Source organism: Kribbella sp. NPDC031520 (genome assembly GCF_055580825.1).
Map to the genome: position 1 here is coordinate 746,354 of NZ_JBVIKS010000003.1, position 20,827 is coordinate 767,180.

The 20,827-nt window shown below is 68.5% G+C and carries 18 protein-coding genes; 9 read left to right on the forward strand and 9 right to left on the reverse strand.

Annotated features, from left to right (window positions below):
• Nucleotide 1: 1 nt before the first annotated feature.
• Together ACZ5BU_RS18995 and ACZ5BU_RS19000 are read right to left on the reverse strand one after the other, a co-directional pair.
• Nucleotides 2-667: a response regulator gene (locus ACZ5BU_RS18995; RefSeq protein ID WP_465700519.1), complete on the reverse strand. Its 666-nt coding sequence runs from the start codon at nt 665-667 to the stop codon at nt 2-4.
• A complete protein-coding gene (locus ACZ5BU_RS19000; protein WP_465700521.1) occupies nt 664-2,283 on the reverse strand; it encodes a sensor histidine kinase in 1,620 nt (539 codons plus the stop codon). The genes ACZ5BU_RS18995 and ACZ5BU_RS19000 overlap by 4 nt, the downstream gene beginning before the upstream one ends.
• Before the next feature lie 184 nt (nt 2,284-2,467).
• On the opposite strand from ACZ5BU_RS19000, the gene ACZ5BU_RS19005 reads away from it, so the two are divergent.
• Genes ACZ5BU_RS19005 through ACZ5BU_RS19020 form a run of 4 tightly spaced genes read left to right on the forward strand, consistent with a single transcriptional unit; the run spans nt 2,468 to nt 5,925 of the window.
• Nucleotides 2,468-3,475, forward strand: a complete 1,008-nt coding sequence (locus ACZ5BU_RS19005) for a Bug family tripartite tricarboxylate transporter substrate binding protein (protein WP_465700523.1) — start codon at nt 2,468-2,470, stop codon at nt 3,473-3,475.
• Entirely contained in the window at nt 3,472-3,972 is a 501-nt protein-coding gene (locus ACZ5BU_RS19010) for a tripartite tricarboxylate transporter TctB family protein (protein WP_465700525.1), read from the forward strand. The genes ACZ5BU_RS19005 and ACZ5BU_RS19010 overlap by 4 nt, the downstream gene beginning before the upstream one ends.
• Nucleotides 3,972-5,480 carry a tripartite tricarboxylate transporter permease gene (locus ACZ5BU_RS19015; protein WP_465700526.1) on the forward strand — a complete coding sequence of 503 codons (1,509 nt, stop codon included), beginning with the start codon at nt 3,972-3,974 and terminating at the stop codon, nt 5,478-5,480. Before ACZ5BU_RS19010 ends, ACZ5BU_RS19015 begins: the two co-directional genes overlap by 1 nt.
• A gap of 10 nt (nt 5,481-5,490) precedes the next feature.
• Nucleotides 5,491-5,925 (forward strand): EVE domain-containing protein, encoded by a 435-nt coding sequence (locus tag ACZ5BU_RS19020; protein WP_465700529.1) that lies wholly within the window; start codon nt 5,491-5,493, stop codon nt 5,923-5,925.
• A 24-nt stretch (nt 5,926-5,949) separates the two neighbouring features.
• Here the strand turns inward: ACZ5BU_RS19020 and ACZ5BU_RS19025 are convergent, their stop codons facing one another.
• On the reverse strand, nt 5,950-6,096 hold the full coding sequence (locus tag ACZ5BU_RS19025; RefSeq protein ID WP_465700531.1) for a hypothetical protein: 147 nt from the start codon (nt 6,094-6,096) through the stop codon (nt 5,950-5,952).
• Nucleotides 6,097-6,126: 30 nt separating this feature from the next.
• On the opposite strand from ACZ5BU_RS19025, the gene ACZ5BU_RS19030 reads away from it, so the two are divergent.
• Nucleotides 6,127-7,401, forward strand: a complete 1,275-nt coding sequence (locus ACZ5BU_RS19030) for a winged helix-turn-helix domain-containing protein (protein WP_465700533.1) — start codon at nt 6,127-6,129, stop codon at nt 7,399-7,401.
• Here the strand turns inward: ACZ5BU_RS19030 and ACZ5BU_RS19035 are convergent.
• From ACZ5BU_RS19035 to ACZ5BU_RS19050, 4 genes are read right to left on the reverse strand one after another with little or no spacing between them, the layout of a single operon-like run.
• Nucleotides 7,376-8,620: an MFS transporter gene (locus ACZ5BU_RS19035; protein WP_465700535.1), complete on the reverse strand. Its 1,245-nt coding sequence runs from the start codon at nt 8,618-8,620 to the stop codon at nt 7,376-7,378. The genes ACZ5BU_RS19030 and ACZ5BU_RS19035 overlap by 26 nt on opposite strands.
• Nucleotides 8,617-9,966, reverse strand: a complete 1,350-nt coding sequence (locus ACZ5BU_RS19040; RefSeq protein ID WP_465700537.1) for a GH1 family beta-glucosidase — start codon at nt 9,964-9,966, stop codon at nt 8,617-8,619. Before ACZ5BU_RS19040 ends, ACZ5BU_RS19035 begins: the two co-directional genes overlap by 4 nt.
• Nucleotides 9,956-10,522 (reverse strand): YbjQ family protein, encoded by a 567-nt coding sequence (locus ACZ5BU_RS19045; RefSeq protein WP_465700539.1) that lies wholly within the window; start codon nt 10,520-10,522, stop codon nt 9,956-9,958. The genes ACZ5BU_RS19040 and ACZ5BU_RS19045 overlap by 11 nt, the downstream gene beginning before the upstream one ends.
• A gap of 4 nt (nt 10,523-10,526) precedes the next feature.
• The gene (locus ACZ5BU_RS19050) at nt 10,527-13,337 is read right to left on the reverse strand and encodes a penicillin acylase family protein (protein WP_465700541.1); all 2,811 of its coding nucleotides are present in this window, start codon (nt 13,335-13,337) and stop codon (nt 10,527-10,529) included.
• 213 nt (nt 13,338-13,550) lie between these two features.
• On the opposite strand from ACZ5BU_RS19050, the gene ACZ5BU_RS19055 reads away from it, so the two are divergent.
• A complete protein-coding gene (locus tag ACZ5BU_RS19055; RefSeq protein ID WP_465700543.1) occupies nt 13,551-14,642 on the forward strand; it encodes an aminotransferase class V-fold PLP-dependent enzyme in 1,092 nt (363 codons plus the stop codon).
• 39 nt (nt 14,643-14,681) lie between these two features.
• Here the strand turns inward: ACZ5BU_RS19055 and ACZ5BU_RS19060 are convergent, their stop codons facing one another.
• Nucleotides 14,682-16,685, reverse strand: coding sequence for a DEAD/DEAH box helicase (locus ACZ5BU_RS19060; protein ID WP_465700545.1), 2,004 nt, complete (start codon nt 16,683-16,685; stop codon nt 14,682-14,684).
• 342 nt (nt 16,686-17,027) lie between these two features.
• Between ACZ5BU_RS19060 and soxR the strand changes: the two genes are divergently transcribed.
• Nucleotides 17,028-17,504 (forward strand): redox-sensitive transcriptional activator SoxR, encoded by a 477-nt coding sequence (gene soxR / locus ACZ5BU_RS19065; RefSeq protein ID WP_465700547.1) that lies wholly within the window; start codon nt 17,028-17,030, stop codon nt 17,502-17,504.
• Nucleotides 17,505-17,680: 176 nt separating this feature from the next.
• Nucleotides 17,681-18,352 (forward strand): snapalysin, encoded by a 672-nt coding sequence (snpA, locus tag ACZ5BU_RS19070; protein ID WP_465700549.1) that lies wholly within the window; start codon nt 17,681-17,683, stop codon nt 18,350-18,352.
• A gap of 118 nt (nt 18,353-18,470) precedes the next feature.
• Here the strand turns inward: snpA and ACZ5BU_RS19075 are convergent, their stop codons facing one another.
• A complete protein-coding gene (locus ACZ5BU_RS19075) occupies nt 18,471-19,490 on the reverse strand; it encodes a LacI family DNA-binding transcriptional regulator (RefSeq protein WP_465701067.1) in 1,020 nt (339 codons plus the stop codon).
• A 245-nt stretch (nt 19,491-19,735) separates the two neighbouring features.
• Between ACZ5BU_RS19075 and ACZ5BU_RS19080 the strand changes: the two genes are divergently transcribed.
• Entirely contained in the window at nt 19,736-20,815 is a 1,080-nt protein-coding gene (locus tag ACZ5BU_RS19080; protein WP_465700551.1) for an ABC transporter ATP-binding protein, read from the forward strand.
• The last annotated feature ends 12 nt before the right edge of the window (nt 20,816-20,827 follow it).

Below are 20,827 nucleotides of genomic sequence, written 5' to 3' on the forward strand. Positions count from 1 at the left end.
GCTACGTTCGCCAGGTGTAGCGGCGTTCCGGGCGGCCGGTGGTGCCGTAGCGGAGGGTCACTTCGGCCTGGCCTTGGGTGGTGAGGAACTCCAGGTAGCGGCGGGCGCTGACGCGGGAGATGCCGATGAGTTCGGCGCACTCAGCGGCGGAGAGGTTCTCGGGGGTGTTGCGCAGGGCCGTGGTGACCAGATCGGTGGTTTCCTGGGACAGGCCCTTGGGGAGACGGTTGACCGTGGGGCGGGCGGGGGCGAGTACGCGGTCGACGTCGGCCTGGGACGTGACCTGCGCGGGGATGCTGGCCCGGTGGCGGGCGTACTCCTGCAGCCGCACCCGCAGATCCTCGAAACCGAACGGTTTCAGGAGGTAGTTGACGACACCCTGGCGGACCGCACCCCGGACGGCATCGGCCTCCCGGGCGGCGGTGATGACGAGGATGTCGACGGACGGTTGTACGGCGCGGAGCCGGGCGATCAGGTCCAGCCCGAAGACATCGGGAAGGTAGAGGTCGAGCAGCACCAGGTCGGGCGCGAGCGACTCCAGTGCGGCGACGGCCTGGTCGCCGGAGTTCGCCGTACCGACGACCTCGAAGCCGTCCACGCGGTCGACGAAGCCGCGGTGGATGCGGGCCACCATGAAGTCGTCGTCGACGACCAGGACCTTGATCATCGGGCTCCTTCCGGTGTGCGTTGGGTGGACATCCGGGCGATGAACGCGGCGCCGCCCTCGGTCAGGTTGGTGACGGCGACCTCACCGCCGCGGCGCCGGCAGATCATCCGGGTCATCGCGAGGCCGATCCCGCGTTCGCCCTCGGCGGCGGCCTTGGTGGTGAACCCGTGCGCGAACACCTCCTGCGCCAGCTCCGGCGCGACACCCGGCCCGGAGTCCCGTACGACGATCTCCACGCTCGCGGCATCCTGCCGGAGTTCGACCTCGACCCAGGCGGGCGACAGCGGCGTACCGGACTGGGCCGCGGCGTCGACGGCGTTGTCCACGAGGTTGCCGAGGACGGTCGCGATGTCGGCGGACAACGACGGGTCGAGCCGGAGCAGGGTCGTCCGCTCGGACACCCGGAGCTCGACGCGGCGTTCGGCAGCGACCGAGGACTTCGCCATCAGCAGGGCGGCGACCGTGGTGTCGTGGACCCGCCGGGTCACGGTCAGGTCGAGCGATTCACGATAGCGGTTGAGCGCGCCGACGTACGTGACCACCTCGTCGTACTCCCCGATCTGGATCAGCCCGGAAATCGTGTGCAGCTGGTTCGCGAACTCGTGCGTCTGCGCCCGCAGCAGCTCCGCCGACGACCGGAACGACCCGAGCTCGCGTTCCAGCTGCGCCAGCTCGGTACGGTCCCGCAACGTGGTCACGGATCCGAGCGACCGCCCGTCCTTCGTCACGCTCATCCGGTTCATCACCAGTACGCGCCCCCGCCGGACGACGACCGCGTCGAGGGACTCGTCGTCACCGGACAGCACCTCGCGCAGCCGGCCCTCGATTCCCAACTCGTCCAAGGACTTTCCGACCGCGGTTTCCGGCAGGTCGAGCAGCCGCCGGCCGACGTCGTTCACCAGCGTCACGCGTAACTGGGGGTCGAGGGCAACGACTCCTTCGGCGAGCCCGTACAGCATGGCTTCGCGGTGTTCGGCCAGCCCGGCGATCTCGCGCGGTTCGAGGCCGAGGGTCTGGCGTTTGATCCGGCGGGCGAGCAGCCAGGACCCGAGCAGCCCGAGGACGCAGGCGATCCCGAGATAGATCGCCAGGTACGACGAGGCGCCGCGGAGCCGCTGCAGTACGGACGGGGAATGCTCGCCCACCATGACCGTGCCGATCTGGTCACCGAGCGTGTCGCGGCTCTCGCTGAGCACCGGGACCTGCGCGACCAGCTCGTCGCCCAGCCGGCCGGACCAGCCGCGACCGTTCGCAACTTCCGGAACACCGAACGTGAACGTTGTCCCGACCAACGTCGGATTGGTCGCCGCGATCACCTTTCCGTCGGCGTTCGCGACCGTGATCGAGCCGACGCCGGACTGCGCGAGGCTGGTCTGCAACGTCGGCGCGAGCGTTTCCTCCGGCGCCGGGTTCCGGATGTTGAACCGCAGCGCGGGACTGGACGACAACTGCTCGGCCAGCAACGTCACCCGCCGCCCCTCGACCCGGTTGAACGTGGCGGCCGACTGAGCAAGCGAGACCGCGGCGACAGCGACGAGTACGACGACCACGATCGCCAACTGCAACACCAACAGCTGGCCGGCCAATGTAGGCCTGCCCCGCAGTCGTACCGTCATGGTCACCTCCTCGCCCTTTCCGCACCGCATGATCACCGGTCGGGCGCCCTAGTGCCACACTTCAGCCAGGTTCTGCCCGTGACCACAATGAACTCAACCACCGCTGCGGCCACAACGCAGACGTGAAGCTAGCCGGAGGTCCACGATCGTCGCCACCTGAACCCTCTCGAAAGGAATCCGCCACATGAGGTCAGGGCGATTGCTGACAGTGACGACGGCGCTGGTTGCCGTACTTGGCTTCACGGCCTGCGGTGCAACGGCGAACAAGTCGGACAGTGCGGGCGCCGACAGCGGTAAGCCGGCCACAGGTCTGCGGCTGATGGTGCCGAACACGGCCGGCGGCGGGTACGACACCACCGCCCGGACCGCCGCGAAGGCGATGGAGGACGCGAAGATCGCGACCGGCGTCCAGGTGTTCAACCTGCCCGGCGCGGGCGGGACGGTCGGCCTGCAGCGGATCGTGAACGAGAAGGGCAACGGCAAGCTCGCGATGCAGATGGGCCTCGGCGTCGTCGGCGCGACGTACACGTCGAAGTCCAAGGCGACGCTCACCCAGACCACCCCGATCGCGAAGCTGATCGAAGAGGCCGGCGCGGTCGTGGTGCCGAAGAACTCGCCGTACAAGACGATCCAGGACCTGGTGAAGGCCTGGAAGGCGAACCCGAAGGGGATGGCGGTCGGCGGCGGATCCTCGCCGGGCGGCCCGGACCACCTGCTGCCGATGCAGCTCGCGCAGGCGGTCGGCATCGATCCGAAGGACGTCAACTTCGTCTCGTACGACGGCGGCGGCGAACTCCTGCCCGCGCTGCTGGGCAGCAAGATCGCCTTCGGCACCAGCGGGTTCGGCGAGTTCCTCGACCAGGTGGAGAGCGGCCAGGTACGAGTACTCGCGGTGAGCAGCGAGCAGCCGATCGAGGCGCTGAAGGACGTACCGACGCTGAAGAGCTCCGGGATCGACCTGGTGTTCACCAACTGGCGCGGGATCGTGGCGCCGCCCGGGACCAGCGACGCAGACAAGAAGGTCTGGATCGACGCGCTGACCAAGATGCACGACTCTGCCGAGTGGAAGGCCCAGCTGCAGAAGCACGGCTGGACCGACGCGTTCGTCACCGGTGACGAGTTCGGTAAGTTCCTGACCGACCAGGACAAGGCGGTCGCGGACATCCTGACCAAACTCGGATTGGCGGCATGACGGCCGCGGAACCGCGGCGGGACACAGCGCAGTACGGAGTGTGTGGATTCCTGGCGGTGGCCGGCGTCCTGGTGATCGTCGACGCCGCCCGGATCCAGCACATTGCCACCAGCAACGATCCGATCGGCCCGAAGCCGGTCCCGATCGTGCTAGGCGTACTGCTGCTGGTGGTCGCCGCGCTGTACGCCGTGGACGTCGCGCGCGGCGGTACCGGTGCGGCCGAGGAAGGCGAGGACGTCGACGTGACGTCCAAGGTCGACTGGCGCACCGTACTGCTGCTGATCGCGGCGTTCGTGGTCAACCTGGCGACGATCGAGCCGCTTGGCTGGGTGATCAGCGGGACGTTGCTGTTCTGGGGTTCGGCGTTCGCGCTGGGCAGCCGGCACCACTTCCGCAACCTGGTGATCGCGGTCGCGCTGTCGCTGGTCACGTTCTACGGGTTCGCGATCGGGCTCGGGGTCGGCCTGCCGGCCGGCGTACTGCAAGGGATTCTCTGATGGACAACCTGATGAACCTGCTGACCGGGTTCGGCGACGTCCTGGCCCCGGTCAACCTGTTGCTCGCGCTGCTCGGCGTCACGGTCGGTACGGCGGTCGGCGTACTGCCCGGGATCGGTCCGGCGATGACGGTCGCGCTGCTGCTGCCGATCACGTACGGGCTGGAGCCGGTGCAGGCGTTCATCATGTTCGCCGGCATCTTCTACGGCGGCATGTACGGCGGTTCCACCACGTCGATCCTGCTGAACACGCCGGGCGAGTCGTCATCGGTGGTGACGGCGATCGAGGGCAACAAGATGGCCCGGGCAGGACGAGCCGCGCAGGCGCTGGCGACCGCCGCGATCGGGTCGTTCGTCGCAGGCACGATCGGGACCGTGCTGCTGGTGCTGGTCGCGCCGCAGGTGGTGAAGTTCGCGATCAGCCTGGGTGCGCCGGACTACCTGGCGATCATGTTGCTGGCGTTCGCCGGTGCCACCTCGGTGCTCGGGTCGTCGCGGATCCGCGGGTTCGCGGCGCTGCTGCTCGGCCTGGTGATCGGGCTGGTCGGGATCGACAAGGTGACCGGCCAGCAGCGGCTCACCCTCGGCATCCCGCAGCTTGCCGACGGCATCGATGTCGTAGTGGTTGCTGTCGGCATCTTCGCGGTCGGTGAAGCACTCTGGGTGGCGGCGCACCTGCGGCGTAACCCGGGCACGGTGATCCCGGTCGGGCGGCCGTGGATGGGCAAGTCGGACTGGCGGCGGTCGTGGAAGCCGTGGCTGCGCGGTACGGCGTACGGTTTCCCGATCGGTGCGCTGCCGGCCGGTGGCGCCGAGATCCCGACGTTCCTGTCGTACGCGACCGAGAAGAAGCTGTCCAAGCACCCGGAGGAGTTCGGGCACGGCGCGATCGAGGGCGTCGCGGGACCGGAGGCGGCGAACAACGCGTCCGCGGCCGGCACCCTGGTTCCGATGCTGGCGTTGGGCCTGCCAACGAACGCGACGGCGGCGGTGATGCTGGCGGCGTTCACGTCGTACGGCATCCAGCCCGGGCCGCTGCTGTTCCAGCGCGAGCCGAAGCTGGTGTGGGCGCTGATCGCGAGCCTGTTCATCGGCAATCTGTTCCTGCTGCTGCTCAACCTGCCGCTGGCGCCGGCGTGGGCCAAGCTGCTACAGATCCCGCGCCCGTACCTGTACGCAGGGATCATCTTCTTCGCCTCGATGGGTGCGTACGCCGTGAACGCGCAGCCGCTCGACCTGCTGCTGCTCCTGCTGCTCGGGCTGCTCGGCTTCGGGATGCGGCGCTTCGGGTTGCCCGTACTGCCGCTGATCATCGGCGTGATTCTCGGCCCGATCGCCGAACGGCAGGCCCGGATGGCGCTGCAACTGTCGAACGGCGACGTGTCGGGGCTGGTCGGCGGCCCGGTCGCGTACGTGATCTACGTGGTGATCCTGCTGCTGGTCGCCTGGCCGCTGCTGGCGAAGGTTCGGCGGAGAATTATGACGAAAGATGTCATAGTTTCGGGCTGACAGTAGGGGTATGAACGACGTACAGAAGGCCTGGCTGGGTGTGGTCTCCGCAGAGCACACCCAGCGTGCCGTATCCGAAGGCTTCATCCAGCTCAACCACGGCAAGCGGTACGGCGTCGCGCGCCTGCGTCGCGGCGACGGATTCGCGATCTACTCCCCGACCGAGCGATACCTCGAAAAGCGTCCGCTGCGCGCCTTCACCGCACTCGGAGTGGTCGCGGACGACGAGCCCTACCAGGCCGACCCGATGTCGATGGGCGCCCGCGGCACCATCCAACCGTGGCGCCGCCGCATCGACTTCTTCCCGGTCCATCGCGCGAACCTCCACGAAGTCGACCTCCAACTAACCCACAGCCCGAACTGGGGCTACCAACTCCGCCGCGGCCTCGTCCCCCTGGAACCTACCGACTTCGAGGCGCTGCGCACGGCCATGACAGCAGGCTGACCTCAGTCGCTCAACCGATGCAGGTCACGCACGAAGGTCGCCGACTTGGAGCTCGGCATTCAAGTAGCGTCGCTCCAGTTGTGGCAGGTATTTCGGCGGGACATCCGGTGACGGCCGCGCGGTGGTCAGCCGCAGGTAGGCGGACGGCTTTCCGAGGGTGATGGACTGCATGACCCCAGTGTCGCGCTATATGTTCGTGGCATGGCGGCCGTTGGGGACGAGGTCTCGAGGGCAAGTGCGCGGCGGATTGCGCTGGCCGCGCAGGGGTTCGGGGCGCGCGGTGATGTGCGGTGGGCGATCCAGCGGGCCGGTGTGCTGCAGTTGGACTCGGTGAATGTGTTGTGCCGGTCGCACTATCTGCCGGTGTACTCGCGGGTGGGCAACTATCCGCGGGCGACGCTCGACGAACTGAGTTGGGGCGCGGAGCGGGAGCTGTTCGAGTACTTCTGGGGGCACAAGGCCGCGCTGATCCCGCTCGGCAACTACCCGTTGATGCGCTGGCGGATGCGGGCGGCCGAGCGGCAGGTGTGGGACGACGAGCTCAGCCCGGACGTGACCGCGCCGTGGTCGGTGGTCGCAGGGATGCGCCGCCTGACCGCCGAGCGGCCAGGGTACGTCGACCAGGTCCTGCGACTCGTCACCGAACGAGGGCCGCTGACCGCGGGTGAGGCGAACCCGGACGGCGTACGGCGCAAGCGCAGCGACCCGGACCCGGATCCGGGGACCGGCACGATGTGGAACTGGCAGGACGCGAAGATCGCGATCGAGTACCTGTTCTGCGCGGGCCTGGTGACGATCGCGGGCCGCCGGCACTTCGAGCGGATCTACGACCTGACCGAGCGTGTCCTCCCGGCCGACGTACTGAACGCCCCCGAGCCGACCGCCGACGAGGCGCGCCGCGAACTGGTCCGGATCGCGGCCCGCGGCCTCGGCATCGCGACCCTCAAGGAGCTCTGCGGCGGGAGCGGCCAAGCGCACTTTCCGTTGCCTGCCGCAACCGGACGCGAGGTGATCGGCGAACTGGTCGAGTCCGGCGAGCTGATCCCGGTCCGGGTCGAGGACGTCAAGCAGCAGTCGTATCGCTGGCACGAGGCCGTGGACCGTCCGGTCGACGCGCAGGCGCTGCTCTCGCCGTTCGACCCGCTGATCTGGAACCGCGACCGTACGCACCGCCTGTTCGACTTCTTCTACCGGATCAGCATCTACACCCCCGCACCACAACGCGTCCACGGCTACTACGTCCTACCGTTCCTCCTCGGCGACCGCCTGGTCGCCCGGGTGGACCTCAAGTCCGACCGCCCGCGCTCGACGTTGGTCGTACCAACACTCACTCCCGAGCCGGGTTCCCCCGACTTCCTCGAACCACTGGCGGCCGAGCTCCGCCAACTGGCGGACTGGCTCGACCTGGACCACATCCAGGTGACGGCGCGCTCGTCGGCAGGCAAGGCGCTCAAGCGACAGAGCGGACTCGGGTGACCAGTACGCCGGCCAGGACCGTGACGGCTGACGCCAGGAGGTAGAGGACGGGGTAGCCGCCCAGGTGTTTGACGATGGGGGCGGCGATGACGGGCGCGAGGACCTGCGGGAGGGAGTTGGCGATGTTGATGACGCCGAGGTCCTTCGCGCGGTCGCGGGCGTTCGGGAGTACTTGCGTGAGCAGGGCGAAGTCGACCGACAGGTAGACGCCGAAGCCCGCGCCGAGAACGACGGCGCCGGTGATGGCGCCGGGCCAGGTCGGCCAGAACGCGAGGATCACGCCGGCCGCCGCCATCACCCACCCGGAGGCGGTGACGAACACCTTGCGCCGGGCGGTTCGGTCCGACCAGCGACCGGAGCTGATCGCGGTGGTCAGAACGCAGACGCTGTAGATCGCGGTCAGGATCAGTACGCCGGTATCGGGGTCGGCGATGCCCACCTTGTCCTGCAGGTAGTAGAAGAGGTACAGCGTGCCGAGGGCGTTGCCGACGTTGAAGAGGAACCGGGTCAGCCAGGCCCACCCGAAGTCCGGGTACCGGCGCGGGCTGATCCAGAAGCTCGTCACGAACTCACGCAGTACGAACGTAGGCCGCTCGAGCAACGGCTGATCGTGGCTGCGTAACAGATAGGGGACGACCGAGAGCAGGAGGAAGGCGGCGCAGGCGACGTACCCGAGGGTGTAGCTGTTGAAGGCGGCAGCAAGCGCCGTACCGACGAGTGCACCGAGGACCTGCGAGATCGCCACCCACCCACCGACGGCTCCACGTTGCGTAACCGGAACGCGGTCCGGGACCACCGCGGTGGCCGCAGCCAGGAGCGCGTTGCCGAACAGTTGCATCAGGCACCAGCCGATCAGCATCAGCGCGATCACGCGGGCACCCGACAGGATCCCGAGACCGATGGCACCACCAACGGCTCCCGCGATCACCCACGGCACCCGCCGGCCGAACCGCGAGGTCGTCCGGTCCGAGATCGCCCCGAACGCCGGATTGGCCACCACCGACACGGCGGCCCCCACCCCGGTCACCAGCCCGAACACGAACTCCTTGTTGCCCGGAGCAACCGCCTCGGACTGCTTCGCGAGCAGCACCTGGATCGGCCCGAGCCAGGCCGCGAACACCCCGACGTTCGCCAGTACGACGGCCGCCGTCCACCCACCACGAACCCGAACAGCAGGCTCCGCCAGAGCCGACGGCACCACCCCCGGCTCCGGAATCATCGCCGACTCTGGGCGATCACATCACGCAACCAGTGGTACGACGCTTTGGGCGTCCGCTCCAAGGTCTCGAAGTCCACATGTACGAGACCGAAGCGTTGCGAGTACCCCGCCGCCCACTCGAAGTTGTCCAGCAGCGACCACTGGAAGTAGCCGCGGACGTCGATACCCTCGTCCATTGCCGACTTCAGCGAGCGCAGATACCCGTCCAGGTAGTCGATCCGCCGTTGGTCAGCTACTCCGTCGTTGATGGCGCAGCCGTTCTCGGTGATGTAGATCGGCGGGAGCTTGTCGCCGTACCGTGCCTGGAAGATCCGCAACGTCTCGCCGAAGGCGTCGGGGACAATCGGCCACCCGAAGTCAGTGGTCGGGTAACCGGGCAGCGTCCGCGGCTCGAACGGCAGACCCGGCGGGAGCTGTACGCCGTCGGTCGCGGCCGTGTCCGCCTCGCCGGTCGCGGCGCCGACGGAGACCGGCGCGTAGTGGTTGATGCCAAAGAAGTCCAGCGGGGTCGAGATGATCGCCAGGTCGTCGGCGACCGGACCAGGCATCCCGTCGCCGATCCCCGACGGATACTCCCCGAGGACGATCGGATCCGCGAACATCCAGTTGATCAGGTTGTCGTACAGCCCTGCCGCTTCGACGTCCTCAGGACTGTCGCTCGCCGGCCACGTCGGCGCATGGTTCGACGCGATCCCGATCTCCGCGGCGCCGGCCGCCCGCAGTGCCTGCACCGCGCGGCCGTGCGCGAGCAGCTGATGATGCGCGACCGGCAACGCGTCGAACAGCAACTGCTTGCCCGGCGCGTGCGCGCCCAGCGAGTACCCCATCAACGTCAGCACCATCGGCTCGTTGATCGTGATCCACAGCGGCACCCGGTCGGCGAAGTGCGCGCCCAGCAGAGCGGCGTACTCCGCGAACCGTTCGGTGATGTCGCGGTTCAGCCAGCCGCCGGCGTCCTCGAGCGGCTGCGGGGTGTCCCAGTGGTACAGCGTCGGCGCCGGCTGGATCCCGGCGCCGAGCAGTGTGTCGATCAGCCGGTCGTAGAAGTCCAGCCCGGACGCGTTCCCCGGCCCGCTCCCGGACGGCTGGATCCGCGGCCACGCGAACGAGAACCGGTACATGTCCACGCCCAGCTCCCGCATCAGCGCGACGTCCTCGGCGTACCGGTGGTAGTGGTCGCACGCGACCGCACCGGTGTCACCGTTGAGGATCTTGCCGGGCTCGGCGCAGAACGTGTCCCAGGTGGAGGGGCCGCGGCCGTCCTCGGCCACGGCACCCTCGATCTGGTACGCCGACGTCGAGACCCCCCACCTGAATCCGGGCGGAAAGGCGAGGTCAGCTGTCATTCGCATCATCCTCATCGGGGGTTGAGTCCTGCACCCGCGGCGGCTCGGCCTTCCGCACGACGACCGCCGTACCGTAGGCCGCCACCTCGCTCATGGTCTGCGCGATCTCGTTGCAGTCGAACCGCATCGCGAGGATCGCGTTCGCGCCCATCTGCTGCGCCATCTGGCACATCCGCATCACCGCGACATGCCGCGACTCGGCAAGCATCTGGGTGTACTCCGGGACCTCGCCACCACCGAGCGACCGGAAGCTCGCGGTGAAGTTCGATCCGAAGTCCCGGGTCCGCACGGTCAGCCCGAACACCTCACCGAACACCGTGTCCGCGGTGTACCCGGGCAGGTCGTTCATCGTCGAGACGAGCACCGGGTACGGCGAACCCTGCGGCGCGACATGCGGCACGTTGGACGGAGCCTGCTGGTACCCGCCCTGCTGGTATCCAGGCGGCGGCCCCTGCTGGTACCCGGGCGGCGGAGCCTGGTACCCCGGAGGCGGACCTTGCTGGTAGCCCGGCTGCTGCGGCGGATACGGCTGGTTCGGAGGAAAGTTCTGTGTCATGCCCTCATCCTGGCATCACCATCTGAACACCTGGAACTCTTACAGCAAATGGCCGTACCGCGTCGCCGCGCTTGGCCGGGAACTCGACCACCTGCTGGTACGTCGGCCGGTTCACCCAGGCGATCCGGTCCTGGGTGATGCCGCCCATCGGCTGGTGCGCGATCTGGTCGGCACAGAACTGGTCGCCCGCCGCGCAGTCCGCCGTCGCCGGATAGGTCGTCGACGCCGGCACCTTGGTTGCCGCGAGCAAGGTATCCGTCAGCACCGTCCGGCACGCCGCCAGCGATCCGCCGCCACAGTAGGTCACCGGCTGGGCCGTCTTCACCGGGTCGCCGAGCACCTTCCGAAGGTCCCGCTGAACGAAGCCCCACCAGCCGCTCTGGAACGACGAGCCTTGTGCGCTCGGCCGCTCGTCGATCTTCAGGTTGGCGGTCAGGGCACCGTAGAGATCCGGTCCGAGATCCTTGAACTCAGCCGGGACGAGCAGGGGCCACCATGCGTCAAGGATGCGAATGGCGTCGGCGTTGTCGTAGGTGCGGGACGAGGCGCTGGGCGTCTTACGGTGGGCGCCTGACTGTTGCCAGGCCGTCAACTTGGCGACGGCGCCGGCGACGGCCGGGTCGGTGATCGGGGCGGACTTCAGGACGCGGAGCAGGTACGGCAGCACCTGGTCGCCGCGGAGGTCGACGGTGGCGGCATCCTCCATCGCCTCGACCAGCTTGCCGCGGGTGAACTTCTGGCCGCTGTTGATGACAGCCTTGATCCGGTCGTCGAGCGGCTGACTGCGGTAGACCGCGTTGTACCCCCACTGCCCGTCAGACGCGGAGTACCCGGGCGCCTGCTTGTTGTTCCAGCTGGTCAGGTAGTCCTGGTTGACGACCTGCGGGTGCTCCGTCGCCGGGGTGTACGTCGCCCGGTTGGTGTCCGGGTTCCAGCCCTTCCACTCGTACGAGCTCCAGGTCGGCAGGTTCGGGTCGGCGCCGTCGGCCCGGACCGGGTTGTCACCGGAGTTGAAGTACGCGATCGAGTTCTTGTCGGTGTAGAACCAGTTGAAGGTGTACCCGATGTTCGCCGCGGCCTTCTGGAAGTCAGTGGCCGAGTGGATCCGGTCCGGGTCGTTGAACTGCATGAACCCGAGCGCCGACCCGGCCTCGTTGCCGTACGTCGACCGGTTCTTCACGAACAGCACGGGCTTTCCGCCGACCGTTCCGCGGTGTGTGACGATGCCGTACTTGGTGCGCAGGGCAACCAACGTGTACGACCCGGCCGGTTCCGACGAGCCGAGGCTCGAGTACCAGGAGTTGTGCCGCTCGAGCCGCTCGATCGGTACGCACTGGCCACGGAAGACGTAGTACTGCGAGGACTTCGTCGGCGTTCCGCCGCCGGGTTCGCACAGCGGTACGGCGAACGTGTCGGTGATGTCCTGTCCGGCGGACGTCGCGCTCCACGAGTAGTCCGGGCCGCGGCCGATCAGGGTGTAGAAGTTCAGGCCTGCGAAGGCGATTCCCCGCGAGCTGACGCCGGGGCCTTGCAGTTCCTGGCGCATCAGCAGCTGCGGAGCGAAGTACCCGGTCTGTGGGCCGTAGACCGCGATCGGATGTCCGGACTGCGTGTGCGCGCCGGAAACGAGCAGCGCGTTCGACATCGCCTTCTTTCCGAAGCCGTCCGGGAACAGACCCTTGTCGAAGATGCCCTTGAGCGCTTCCGATCCCTTCGGCGCCGGTTTGGCGGCGGCGGTCAGGTTCGCGGTCTGGTCGATCACCTCGGGTTCCGCGGTGACCGAGCCGCGGTCCGGCATCGCGCGGCCGGCCGGGTTCGGCCCGGTGGTCCCGTACGGGAAGCTGGTGCCGTTGTGCACCGTCGTACTGGCCTCGGGATCGTTCTGCGAACGGAACGACTCCCACACTTTGGTGCCCTGGGCAACGCCGTACTTCGCCTGCGCCTCGAGCAGCGCCAGCGCCGACGTGACCTCGGAACCGCCGCCGGTACCGAAGATGCCCGCGACCACGGCCGCGGTGGCGACCACGTCGGTCACCTTCCAGTGCGGCGTCGGCCACTGCAGACCGAGCGCGACGTACTCACCGGGGTAGGCGATGCCGACCGTGTCGATGTAATGGTTGACGCCGTCGACCCAGGCCTGGATGTCCTGCTGCATCTTCACGCCGTCGGCGCCGTACAGCTTGGCGGCGTCGTCGAACTGCCGCTGCAGATCGGCCTCGGTGTACGGCGCGGTCCGCCAGAACTCCTGCTCGAACTCGCGGTTCGCCGCCGCACCGCCCGCGAACGGCGTCAGCTGACCGCGGCCGAGGTGCCGGAACACGTCCATCACGAACAGCCGGTCCTGCGCGCCGGCGTACCCGGCACCGAACATCGTGCCGAGTCGCGTGCTGCCGAAGATGTGCGGGATGCCGCGCGACTTGTCGCGGACGATCGTCACGTCGCTGCGCGGCTGGACGGTACTTGCCACGTCGTCCGGTTTCACCCCGAACGACGAGTCGTCGAAGTACGGCGCGAGGCCGTCGTCGGTGATGCCGGCCGAGTTCCAGACCAGGTTCTGGTACGGCTTCAGGCTGTCGCTGAAATGTGCTGGACGGATGCCCAACGCCTTGAAAACAAGGAGATCCGTGAAGGTGGCGTTACCGTTCTGACCGGGCGGAAGGATGTCGCGACATTGCCCTAGGCAATAGTCATTGGGGGTCGCGCCAACGGCCTGTGGGGTGGCCTGGGTCGGCGTCGGCAGGGCCGCGACGACGGCGCTGACAGCGACCGCGGCGAGCGCGGTCCGAAGGCGGGTTCGAAGTGCGGGGCGGGGCACGGTTCCCTCCTCAGGTCGGGTAAAAGTGAGGATGACTCACCAGTAGCTTCGGGTCAAGAACTCAGAGGATGTCTGGGGATCCTGCGCCGTCGCGAGCAGGTGCTCGGCGAGGTGCCCGCCGAGTGCCGCGCAGTAGGCGCAGGGTCCCCAGACATCCTCATACAGACAGACTCTCGCCAATTGCGGTCCGTGACCACTACGCTCAGCTACACCATGAGCATCCACGATCGTTATCGATTGAGTGTGGTGATCAACGCCAAGGGGACTTACACGCCACTGGGGGTGTCGCGGAGTTCCGACGGGGTGGCGCAGGCCGTCGCACAGGCGCTGCCTGAGTTCTTCGTGATGGACGAGCTCGGCGACCGGGCCAGCGAAGCCATCGCGCAGGTCACCGGGGCGCAGGCCGGTGCCGTCGTGCACTGCACCGCGGCCGGTGTCACGCTCGCGGTCGCGGCCACGATGACGGGCGGCGACCCACGCCGTACGGCAGCCTTGCCGGACGCGACCGACATGCACAACCGCGTCGTCCTTCCGGCCTGTCACGTGGTCGACTACGGGCACTCGAACCTGCAGGGCATCCGGCTGGCCGGCGCGCAGGTGGATCTGGCCGGCGACGAGGACGGCTGCACGATCGCCGACCTGGAGGCCGAGCTCGACGGGCCGGACGTCGCGTGCCTGGTGCTGGTGTCGTCACGGCTGACCCGGGGCGAGCCGATCGACCTGGCGGCGGCGATCAAGGCCGCGCACCGCCGCGGCGTACCGGCGATCGTCGACGGCGCGGCGCAGTTCCCGCGGATCGCGGACCTGCTCGCCACCGGCGCTGACCTGGTGCTGGTCAGCGGGCAGAAGTACCTCGGCTCGCCGACCGCCGGACTGGCCGCCGGGACGTGGTCGCTCGTACAGGCACTCCGCGCCCAGGAGAAGGGCATCGGGCGGGTGATGAAGCCGACGAAAGAGGCGATCGTCGGCGTCCTCGCGGCGCTCGAGGAATGGCAGGCGTTCGACCGGGTGAAGTGGCAGGCCGACGAACGCGCGAAGGTGGACGCGTTCGTGGCGGCGGTGTCCCGGATCCCCGGCGTCGCGGTCGAGGCGGTACCGGATCCGACCGGCCTGCAGGTGTCGCGCGTACTGCTCAAGGTCGCCGACGCGAAGCGCGTCGCGACCGAGCTGGAAGCCGGTACGCCGCCGATCTACGTGATGACGGACCGGATGTCCGAGGGTGAGCTGATGCTCGAGTTGATCCCCTTGGACGCCGGCGAGATCGACACCGTCCTGGCCCGGCTCTGGGCGGTCCTGGACGGCTGACGGGTTGTGCCACCGTGGTGACACAACCCGTCATCGATCTCAGTGCTGGTAGGACTTTCCGTCGGTACGACGGGGGCCGCCGTTGCCGCGGCGCGGGCCGTTGCCGCCCCGGCTGTCGTGGCCGCGGCCCGGACGGCTGCCGCCGAACCGCTTGCCGCCGCCCTTGCCGAAGCGCTGCGGCTTCGGCGCGGGGAGCTTCACCGGGTAGCCCGACGGCCTGGTGCCGCCGGTCAGTTCGGTGACCAGCTCATCGCCCGGACGAGCCCGAACCGGCTCGGCCTTGACGCCCGCGGACTCGGCCATCCGCATCATCCCGCGCCGCTGGTGCGGCAGGACGAGCGTGACGACGGCGCCCTTACCACCGGCCCGTGCCGTACGACCGGCGCGGTGCAGGTAGTCCTTGTGCTCGGCCGGCGGGTCAGCCTGAACCACCAGGCCGACGTCGTCGACGTGGATACCGCGGGCCGCGACATCCGTTGCCACCAGCACCGGGACCGAACCGTCCTTGAACTGGTCGAGCGTCCGGTTCCGCATGCCCTGGGTGAGGCCACCGTGCAGGGCAGCCGCCATCACGCCACGGTCGCGCAGCTGCGTCGCGATCCGGTCGGCGCCGAGCTTGGTACGAACGAACACGATGGTCCGCCCGTCCCGGCTGGCCAGCTCCGCGGTCAGCGACTGCTTGTGCGCCGGCTCGATGACCAGCAGGTGGTGCTCCATCGTGCTGACCGATGCCTGCCCGGACTCGGTCGAGTGCTGCACCGGGTCCTTCAGGTAGGTCTTCACGATCTTGTCGACGTCGTTGTCGAGCGTCGCGGAGAACAGCAGCCGCTGGCCCTCGGGCGGCGTCATGTCGAGCAGCGTGGTGACGGCCGGCATGAAGCCCATGTCGCACATGTGGTCGGCCTCGTCGAGTACGGCGACCTCGACCGCGCCGAGGTCGGCCGCGCCCTGCTCGCACAGGTCGATCAGCCGGCCCGGGGTGGCGATCAGCAGGTCGACGCCACGACGGAGCGCGTCGATCTGCTTCGGGTACGGCAGACCGCCGGCGATCAGCTTCAGCGACACGTTCATCACGTGCGCCAGCGGCTCGAGCGCGTCGTGCACCTGCATCGCGAGCTCACGGGTCGGCACCAGGATCATGCCGCGCGGGCGGCGCGATTCGGTGTGGCCGCCGGACAGCCGCATCAGCGTCGGGAGACCGAAGCCGAGCGTCTTGCCGGAGCCGGTCTGGCCACGGCCGAGCACGTCCTTGCCCGCGAGCGCGTCCGGGATGGTCGCGGCCTGGATCGGGAACGGCGCGGTGATGCCGTCCCGGGCCAGCCGCTGCACCAGCCGCGGGGCGAGCCCGAGGGCGGCAAACTGGTTGTCCTCAGCAACGGTCCCGAGGTCGACCGGCTCCTGCACCGGCTCGTCCTTGCGGAAGCTCTTCTCGAACCGCGGCTTGTCGTCGCGGTCGTTCCGGCTGTCTCGGTCGTACTGCGGCCGGTCGTCACGGTTGTAGCGCGGCTTGTCGTCGCGGTTGAAGCGCGGCCGGTCGCCCTGCGCCCGGTTGTCGCGGTTGTAGGACGGGCGGTCGTCGCGCCTGTTCGCCGGACGGTCGTCACGGTTGTACGAGCCGCGCGCGTCGCGGTTGTACTGCGGACGGTCGTCACGGTTGTACTGCGGCCGGTCGTCCCGGTTGTAGGACGGGCGGTCGTCCCGCTGGTACGACGAACGGTTGTCGCGGTTGTACTGCGGCCGGTCGTCGCGGGAGCGGCTGTCCTGCGCACGATTGTCCTGGGCGCGGTTGCCCTGGGCGCGGTCGTCCCGGCGGAAGGCCGGACGGTCCGTGCGGTTGTACCCGCGGTCGTCGCCGCGCTGACCCCGGTCCGGGCGGGCCGGCTCGGAGCGGTACCCCTTGACGGGGCGGTTCTCACGGGGTGCGTCGTACGTCGTCTCCGCGGCGAGGCGTTCGCCGTACGACTGGTTCTGGTACTTCTTGTGCCGCGGCTTCTTGGCCCGCCCGTCGGCGGAATCGGCGTCGAACTGGTGCTGCTGGGTCACGCAAACTCTCTCTCGTATACGCGGACGAGGGGCGCCGGATCGCAGCCGCAAGTGAGCGCCGGTCACGAAACATGACCGGACCACAACGTGCTAGCAGGAGACGGGCATCGACCTGCGGGTGCTATCGCGTTGCACCCATGTCGCCGGAGTCTTCAGCCGGATGCTGAAACCGACGGGTCGGAGCGCCTGGGAACATCTCTGGTGACGCGACGCGCGCACCGACACGAGAAAAGTATAACCGATCGTGACGACCACCCTGACCAGCAGACCAGCCGCAGCACTGGTCCCTTACCACACTTCAAGCATGCTTGAGAGTTTGGAGCAGCGTCCTAGGGTGGCGGTATGGGAGAGGAGAACGTCCCCAGCAAGGAGCATTGGCTCTCGATCGGGGAGATCGCGCAGCGGTCCGGAGTGGCGGCGTCGGCGCTGCGGTTCTACGAGGACCAGGGCCTGATCGCGTCCCGCCGTACCGCCGGGAACCAGCGGCAGTACCAGCGCAGCACGTTGCGCCGGATCGCGTTCGTGCAGGCGGCCCAGCGGGTCGGGCTCGCGCTGGCCGAGATCAAGCAGGCACTGGACTCGCTCCCCGAGGACCGGACGCCGACCCGCGCCGACTGGAGCAAGCTGTCGAAGTCGTGGCGGAACCGCCTCGACGAACGGATCGCCGAACTCGAGCGCCTCCGCGACGACCTCGACACCTGTATCGGTTGCGGCTGCCTGAGCCTGCAGCGCTGCAACCTCTACAACAAGGACGACCGCCTCTCCACCCGCGGCCCCGGCGCCCGCCTCCTCAACGTCGGCATCCCCGGCGAGGCCTGAACCGGGCTCATAGCCCGGGTGTTATGTCCGGCATAGAACGGCCTGGGTGAAGCGCGGGTTATCCCCAGGGTTTCGCGGGAAGCGGTGCGCGCCGGGCCGAGTCTTGGGAGCATCCGATGGTGGCGATCGGTAATCCGCCCGTCGCTATCCGCCACCGATTCGGAGTGAGGCCCTCCATGTCGCATCGCCGTATCTTCGCCAGTCTCGCGGGGCTCGCCGCCGCCGCGCTGGCCGTGCCCGCGTTTGCCGTGTCCCCCACGACTGCAGCGCCGGCCGCCAACGTTTCGACCGCCGCGAGCCGGGCCGCGTACGTCGGCTCCCCACAGGACGAAGCCGCCACCAAGGCGTTCTACGACGCCGTGATGAAGTCCGCCCGCGCCAAGATGGCCAAGCAGGCCGCGAAGGGCCAGAAGGTCACCGCGGTGACGGTCACGTACGCCGTCGATGCGCCGACGTTCGCGTCCCAGATCTCCTCCAGCACCCAGATCTGGAACTCGTCGGTGAGCAACGTGAAGCTCGTCGAGGGCAGCAACTACGACTTCTACTACACCGAGGGCAACGACTCTCGCGGCTCGTACGCTTCGACCGACGGCCACGGCAGCGGCTACGTCTTCATCGACTACACCCAGGCCGAGCAGTACGACAAAACGCGGATCGTCGCCCACGAAACCGGCCACGTCCTCGGCCTCCCCGACCACTACTCCGGCCCCTGCTCCGAACTGATGTCCGGCGGCGGCCCGGGCCCGTCCTGCACCAACCCGTACCCCGACTCCACCGAACGTTCCAAGGTCAACACCCTCTGGGCCAACGGCTTCACCACCGCCGGCACCTTCCACCTCTCCAAGTAACCCCATACCTCCGGCCCGGAGCCGCCCGGCAGGGGACGGCCCGGGCCGGAGCCTTCTTTGTGCACCCACCAACCAGATTTCCCCTGTGGAAATGGTCGATGAGTGCACAAGGTGCGTTTCAGCGGGCTGGGCCGGTGGAGGCTCGGACGACCAACTCTGGGCGGAACAGGAACTCGGTGTGGGGGGTGGTGTGGCCGCGGACTTCTTCCAGCAAGGATTGGACTGCGGCCAGGCCCATGGCTTGGACTGGTTGGCGGATGGTGGTCATCGGGGGGTCGGTGAACTCCATCATCGGGGCGTCGTCGTAGCCGACGACCGAGATGTCGCCGGGGACGGTCAGGCCGCGCTGGCGGGCCGCCCGGATGACGCCGAGCGCCATCATGTCGGAGCCGCAGACGACCGCGGTGACGCCGGCGTCGAGCAACTGGCGGCCGGCGGCCTCGCCGCCCTCGACGCCGAACATGCTCAGGGCAACCATCTCGTCCAGCTCGCCGTCCGACACCCCGAGCTGCGCCTTCATCGACGTGCGGTACCCGGCGAGTTTGCGCTGCACGACGATGAACCGCTCCGGCCCGGACGCGAACCCGATCCGCCGGTGCCCGAGTGCCACCAGGTGCGACACGGCAAGCTCCATCGCGGCGTACTCGTCCGACGAGACGAACGGCGCCTCGACCGACGGGAGCCAGCCGTTCACGAACACCACCGGAAGATGCCGCTCGACCAGCGCCTGGTACCGCTCGTGGTCGGCGCCGGTGTCGGCGTGCAGGCCGGAGACGAAGATGATCCCGGAGACGCTGCGCTCGAGCAGCATCTCGACGTACTCCTCCTCCGACGCGCCGGACGGGGACTGCGTGCACAGCACCGGCGTGTACCCGCGCTGCGACAGCGCCGACTCGATCACCTGCGCGAACGCGGGGAAGATCGGGTTCATCAGCTCCGGCATCACCAGTCCGATCAGTCCGGCGGACCGCCGCCGCAACCGGGCCGGCCGCTCGAACCCGAGGACGTCGAGAGCGGTCAGGACGGACTGTTTCGTGTCCTCGGCGACCCCCGGCTTCCCGTTCAGCACCCGCGAGACCGTCGCCTCGCTGACCCCCGCCTTGGCCGCGATGTCCGCCAGCCGTGCCCTTCCACCCACGCCACTGCTCACGTCCGGCACTGTACCCAGACCGCAGCTGACATTTCAGCAAGATCCTGCAAGAACTTGCAGACTGCGCCCTCAGTACACACAGGTGTCCACTCCGTGAACAGAATGGACACGTCACACGCCACAAACCTTGTCAGGACGAGTCGCGCCGGGCGAGGATAGGCGGACTCCCCCGCCCGGGGGAACCTTTACTCGGATCGTCCGGCACGTTCCTGCCGGTGAAGGGAAGTACAGTCATGGCCACTGTGTCATTCAAGTCGGCAACCCGGATCTACCCGGGAGGCGACACCCCCGCCGTCGACAAGCTCAACCTCGAGATCGAGGACGGCGAGTTCATGGTGCTCGTCGGCCCGTCGGGCTGCGGTAAGTCCACCTCGCTCCGGATGCTCGCCGGCCTCGAAGAGGTCAACGAGGGTTCGATCTACATCGGCGACCGCGACGTCACGCACCGTCCGCCGAAGGAGCGGGACATCGCGATGGTGTTCCAGAACTACGCGCTCTACCCGCACATGTCGGTCGCCGACAACATGGGCTTCGCGCTGAAGATGCAGGGTGTCTCCAAGGAGGACCGGGCGAAGCGGGTCGGCGAAGCCGCCAAGCTGCTCGGCCTGGAGGAGTACCTCGACCGCAAGCCGAAGGCACTGTCCGGTGGTCAGCGCCAGCGCGTCGCGATGGGCCGCGCGATCGTCCGTAACCCGCAGGTCTTCCTGATGGACGAGCCGCTGTCGAACCTCGACGCCAAGCTGCGGGTGCAGACCCGTACGCAGATCGCCGAGCTGCAGCAGCGCCTCGGGGTCACGACCGTGTACGTCACGCACGACCAGGTCGAGGCCATGACGATGGGTGACCGCGTCGCGGTCCTCAAGGACGGTCTGCTCCAGCAGGTCGACACCCCGCTGAACCTGTACGACAACCCGAAGAACAAGTTCGTCGCGGGCTTCATCGGCTCGCCGGCGATGAACCTGCTGACCGCGGACATCACCGAAGGCGGAGCCAAGTTCGGCGACTACGTGATCCCGATCTCCCGCGACCTGCTGGCCAAGGCCGGCAGCGACAAGACCTTGACCGTGGGCGTTCGCCCGGAGGCCTTCAAGGTCGCCGACCAGGGCGTGCCGGTGAAGGTCGCGGTGGTCGAGGAGCTCGGCGCGGACGCGTACCTGTACGGCACCGCCGACCACGACGGTGAGTCCCAGCAGATCGTGGCCCGCATCGACGCCCGGATGCCGGTCGAGAAGGGCTCCACGATCCGCCTCGCGGCGGTCCCGGAGAAGCTGCACCTGTTCTCGACCTCCACCGAGGAGCGGCTCACCGCCTGATCCTCAGCAGTA

Coding starts and splice junctions, on each gene's coding strand:
- ACZ5BU_RS19000 (WP_465700521.1), bottom strand. CDS start 2,283: ATGACGGTACGACTGCGGGGCAGGCCTACATTGGCCGGCCAGCTGTTG.
- ACZ5BU_RS19055 (WP_465700543.1), top strand. CDS start 13,551: ATGAGCATCCACGATCGTTATCGATTGAGTGTGGTGATCAACGCCAAG.
- ACZ5BU_RS19040 (WP_465700537.1), bottom strand. CDS start 9,966: ATGACAGCTGACCTCGCCTTTCCGCCCGGATTCAGGTGGGGGGTCTCG.
- ACZ5BU_RS19080 (WP_465700551.1), top strand. CDS start 19,736: ATGGCCACTGTGTCATTCAAGTCGGCAACCCGGATCTACCCGGGAGGC.
- ACZ5BU_RS19005 (WP_465700523.1), top strand. CDS start 2,468: ATGAGGTCAGGGCGATTGCTGACAGTGACGACGGCGCTGGTTGCCGTA.
- ACZ5BU_RS18995 (WP_465700519.1), bottom strand. CDS start 667: ATGATCAAGGTCCTGGTCGTCGACGACGACTTCATGGTGGCCCGCATC.
- snpA (WP_465700549.1), top strand. CDS start 17,681: ATGTCGCATCGCCGTATCTTCGCCAGTCTCGCGGGGCTCGCCGCCGCC.
- ACZ5BU_RS19020 (WP_465700529.1), top strand. CDS start 5,491: ATGAACGACGTACAGAAGGCCTGGCTGGGTGTGGTCTCCGCAGAGCAC.
- ACZ5BU_RS19025 (WP_465700531.1), bottom strand. CDS start 6,096: ATGCAGTCCATCACCCTCGGAAAGCCGTCCGCCTACCTGCGGCTGACC.
- ACZ5BU_RS19015 (WP_465700526.1), top strand. CDS start 3,972: ATGGACAACCTGATGAACCTGCTGACCGGGTTCGGCGACGTCCTGGCC.
- ACZ5BU_RS19030 (WP_465700533.1), top strand. CDS start 6,127: ATGGCGGCCGTTGGGGACGAGGTCTCGAGGGCAAGTGCGCGGCGGATT.
- ACZ5BU_RS19010 (WP_465700525.1), top strand. CDS start 3,472: ATGACGGCCGCGGAACCGCGGCGGGACACAGCGCAGTACGGAGTGTGT.
- ACZ5BU_RS19035 (WP_465700535.1), bottom strand. CDS start 8,620: ATGATTCCGGAGCCGGGGGTGGTGCCGTCGGCTCTGGCGGAGCCTGCT.
- soxR (WP_465700547.1), top strand. CDS start 17,028: ATGGGAGAGGAGAACGTCCCCAGCAAGGAGCATTGGCTCTCGATCGGG.
- ACZ5BU_RS19045 (WP_465700539.1), bottom strand. CDS start 10,522: ATGACACAGAACTTTCCTCCGAACCAGCCGTATCCGCCGCAGCAGCCG.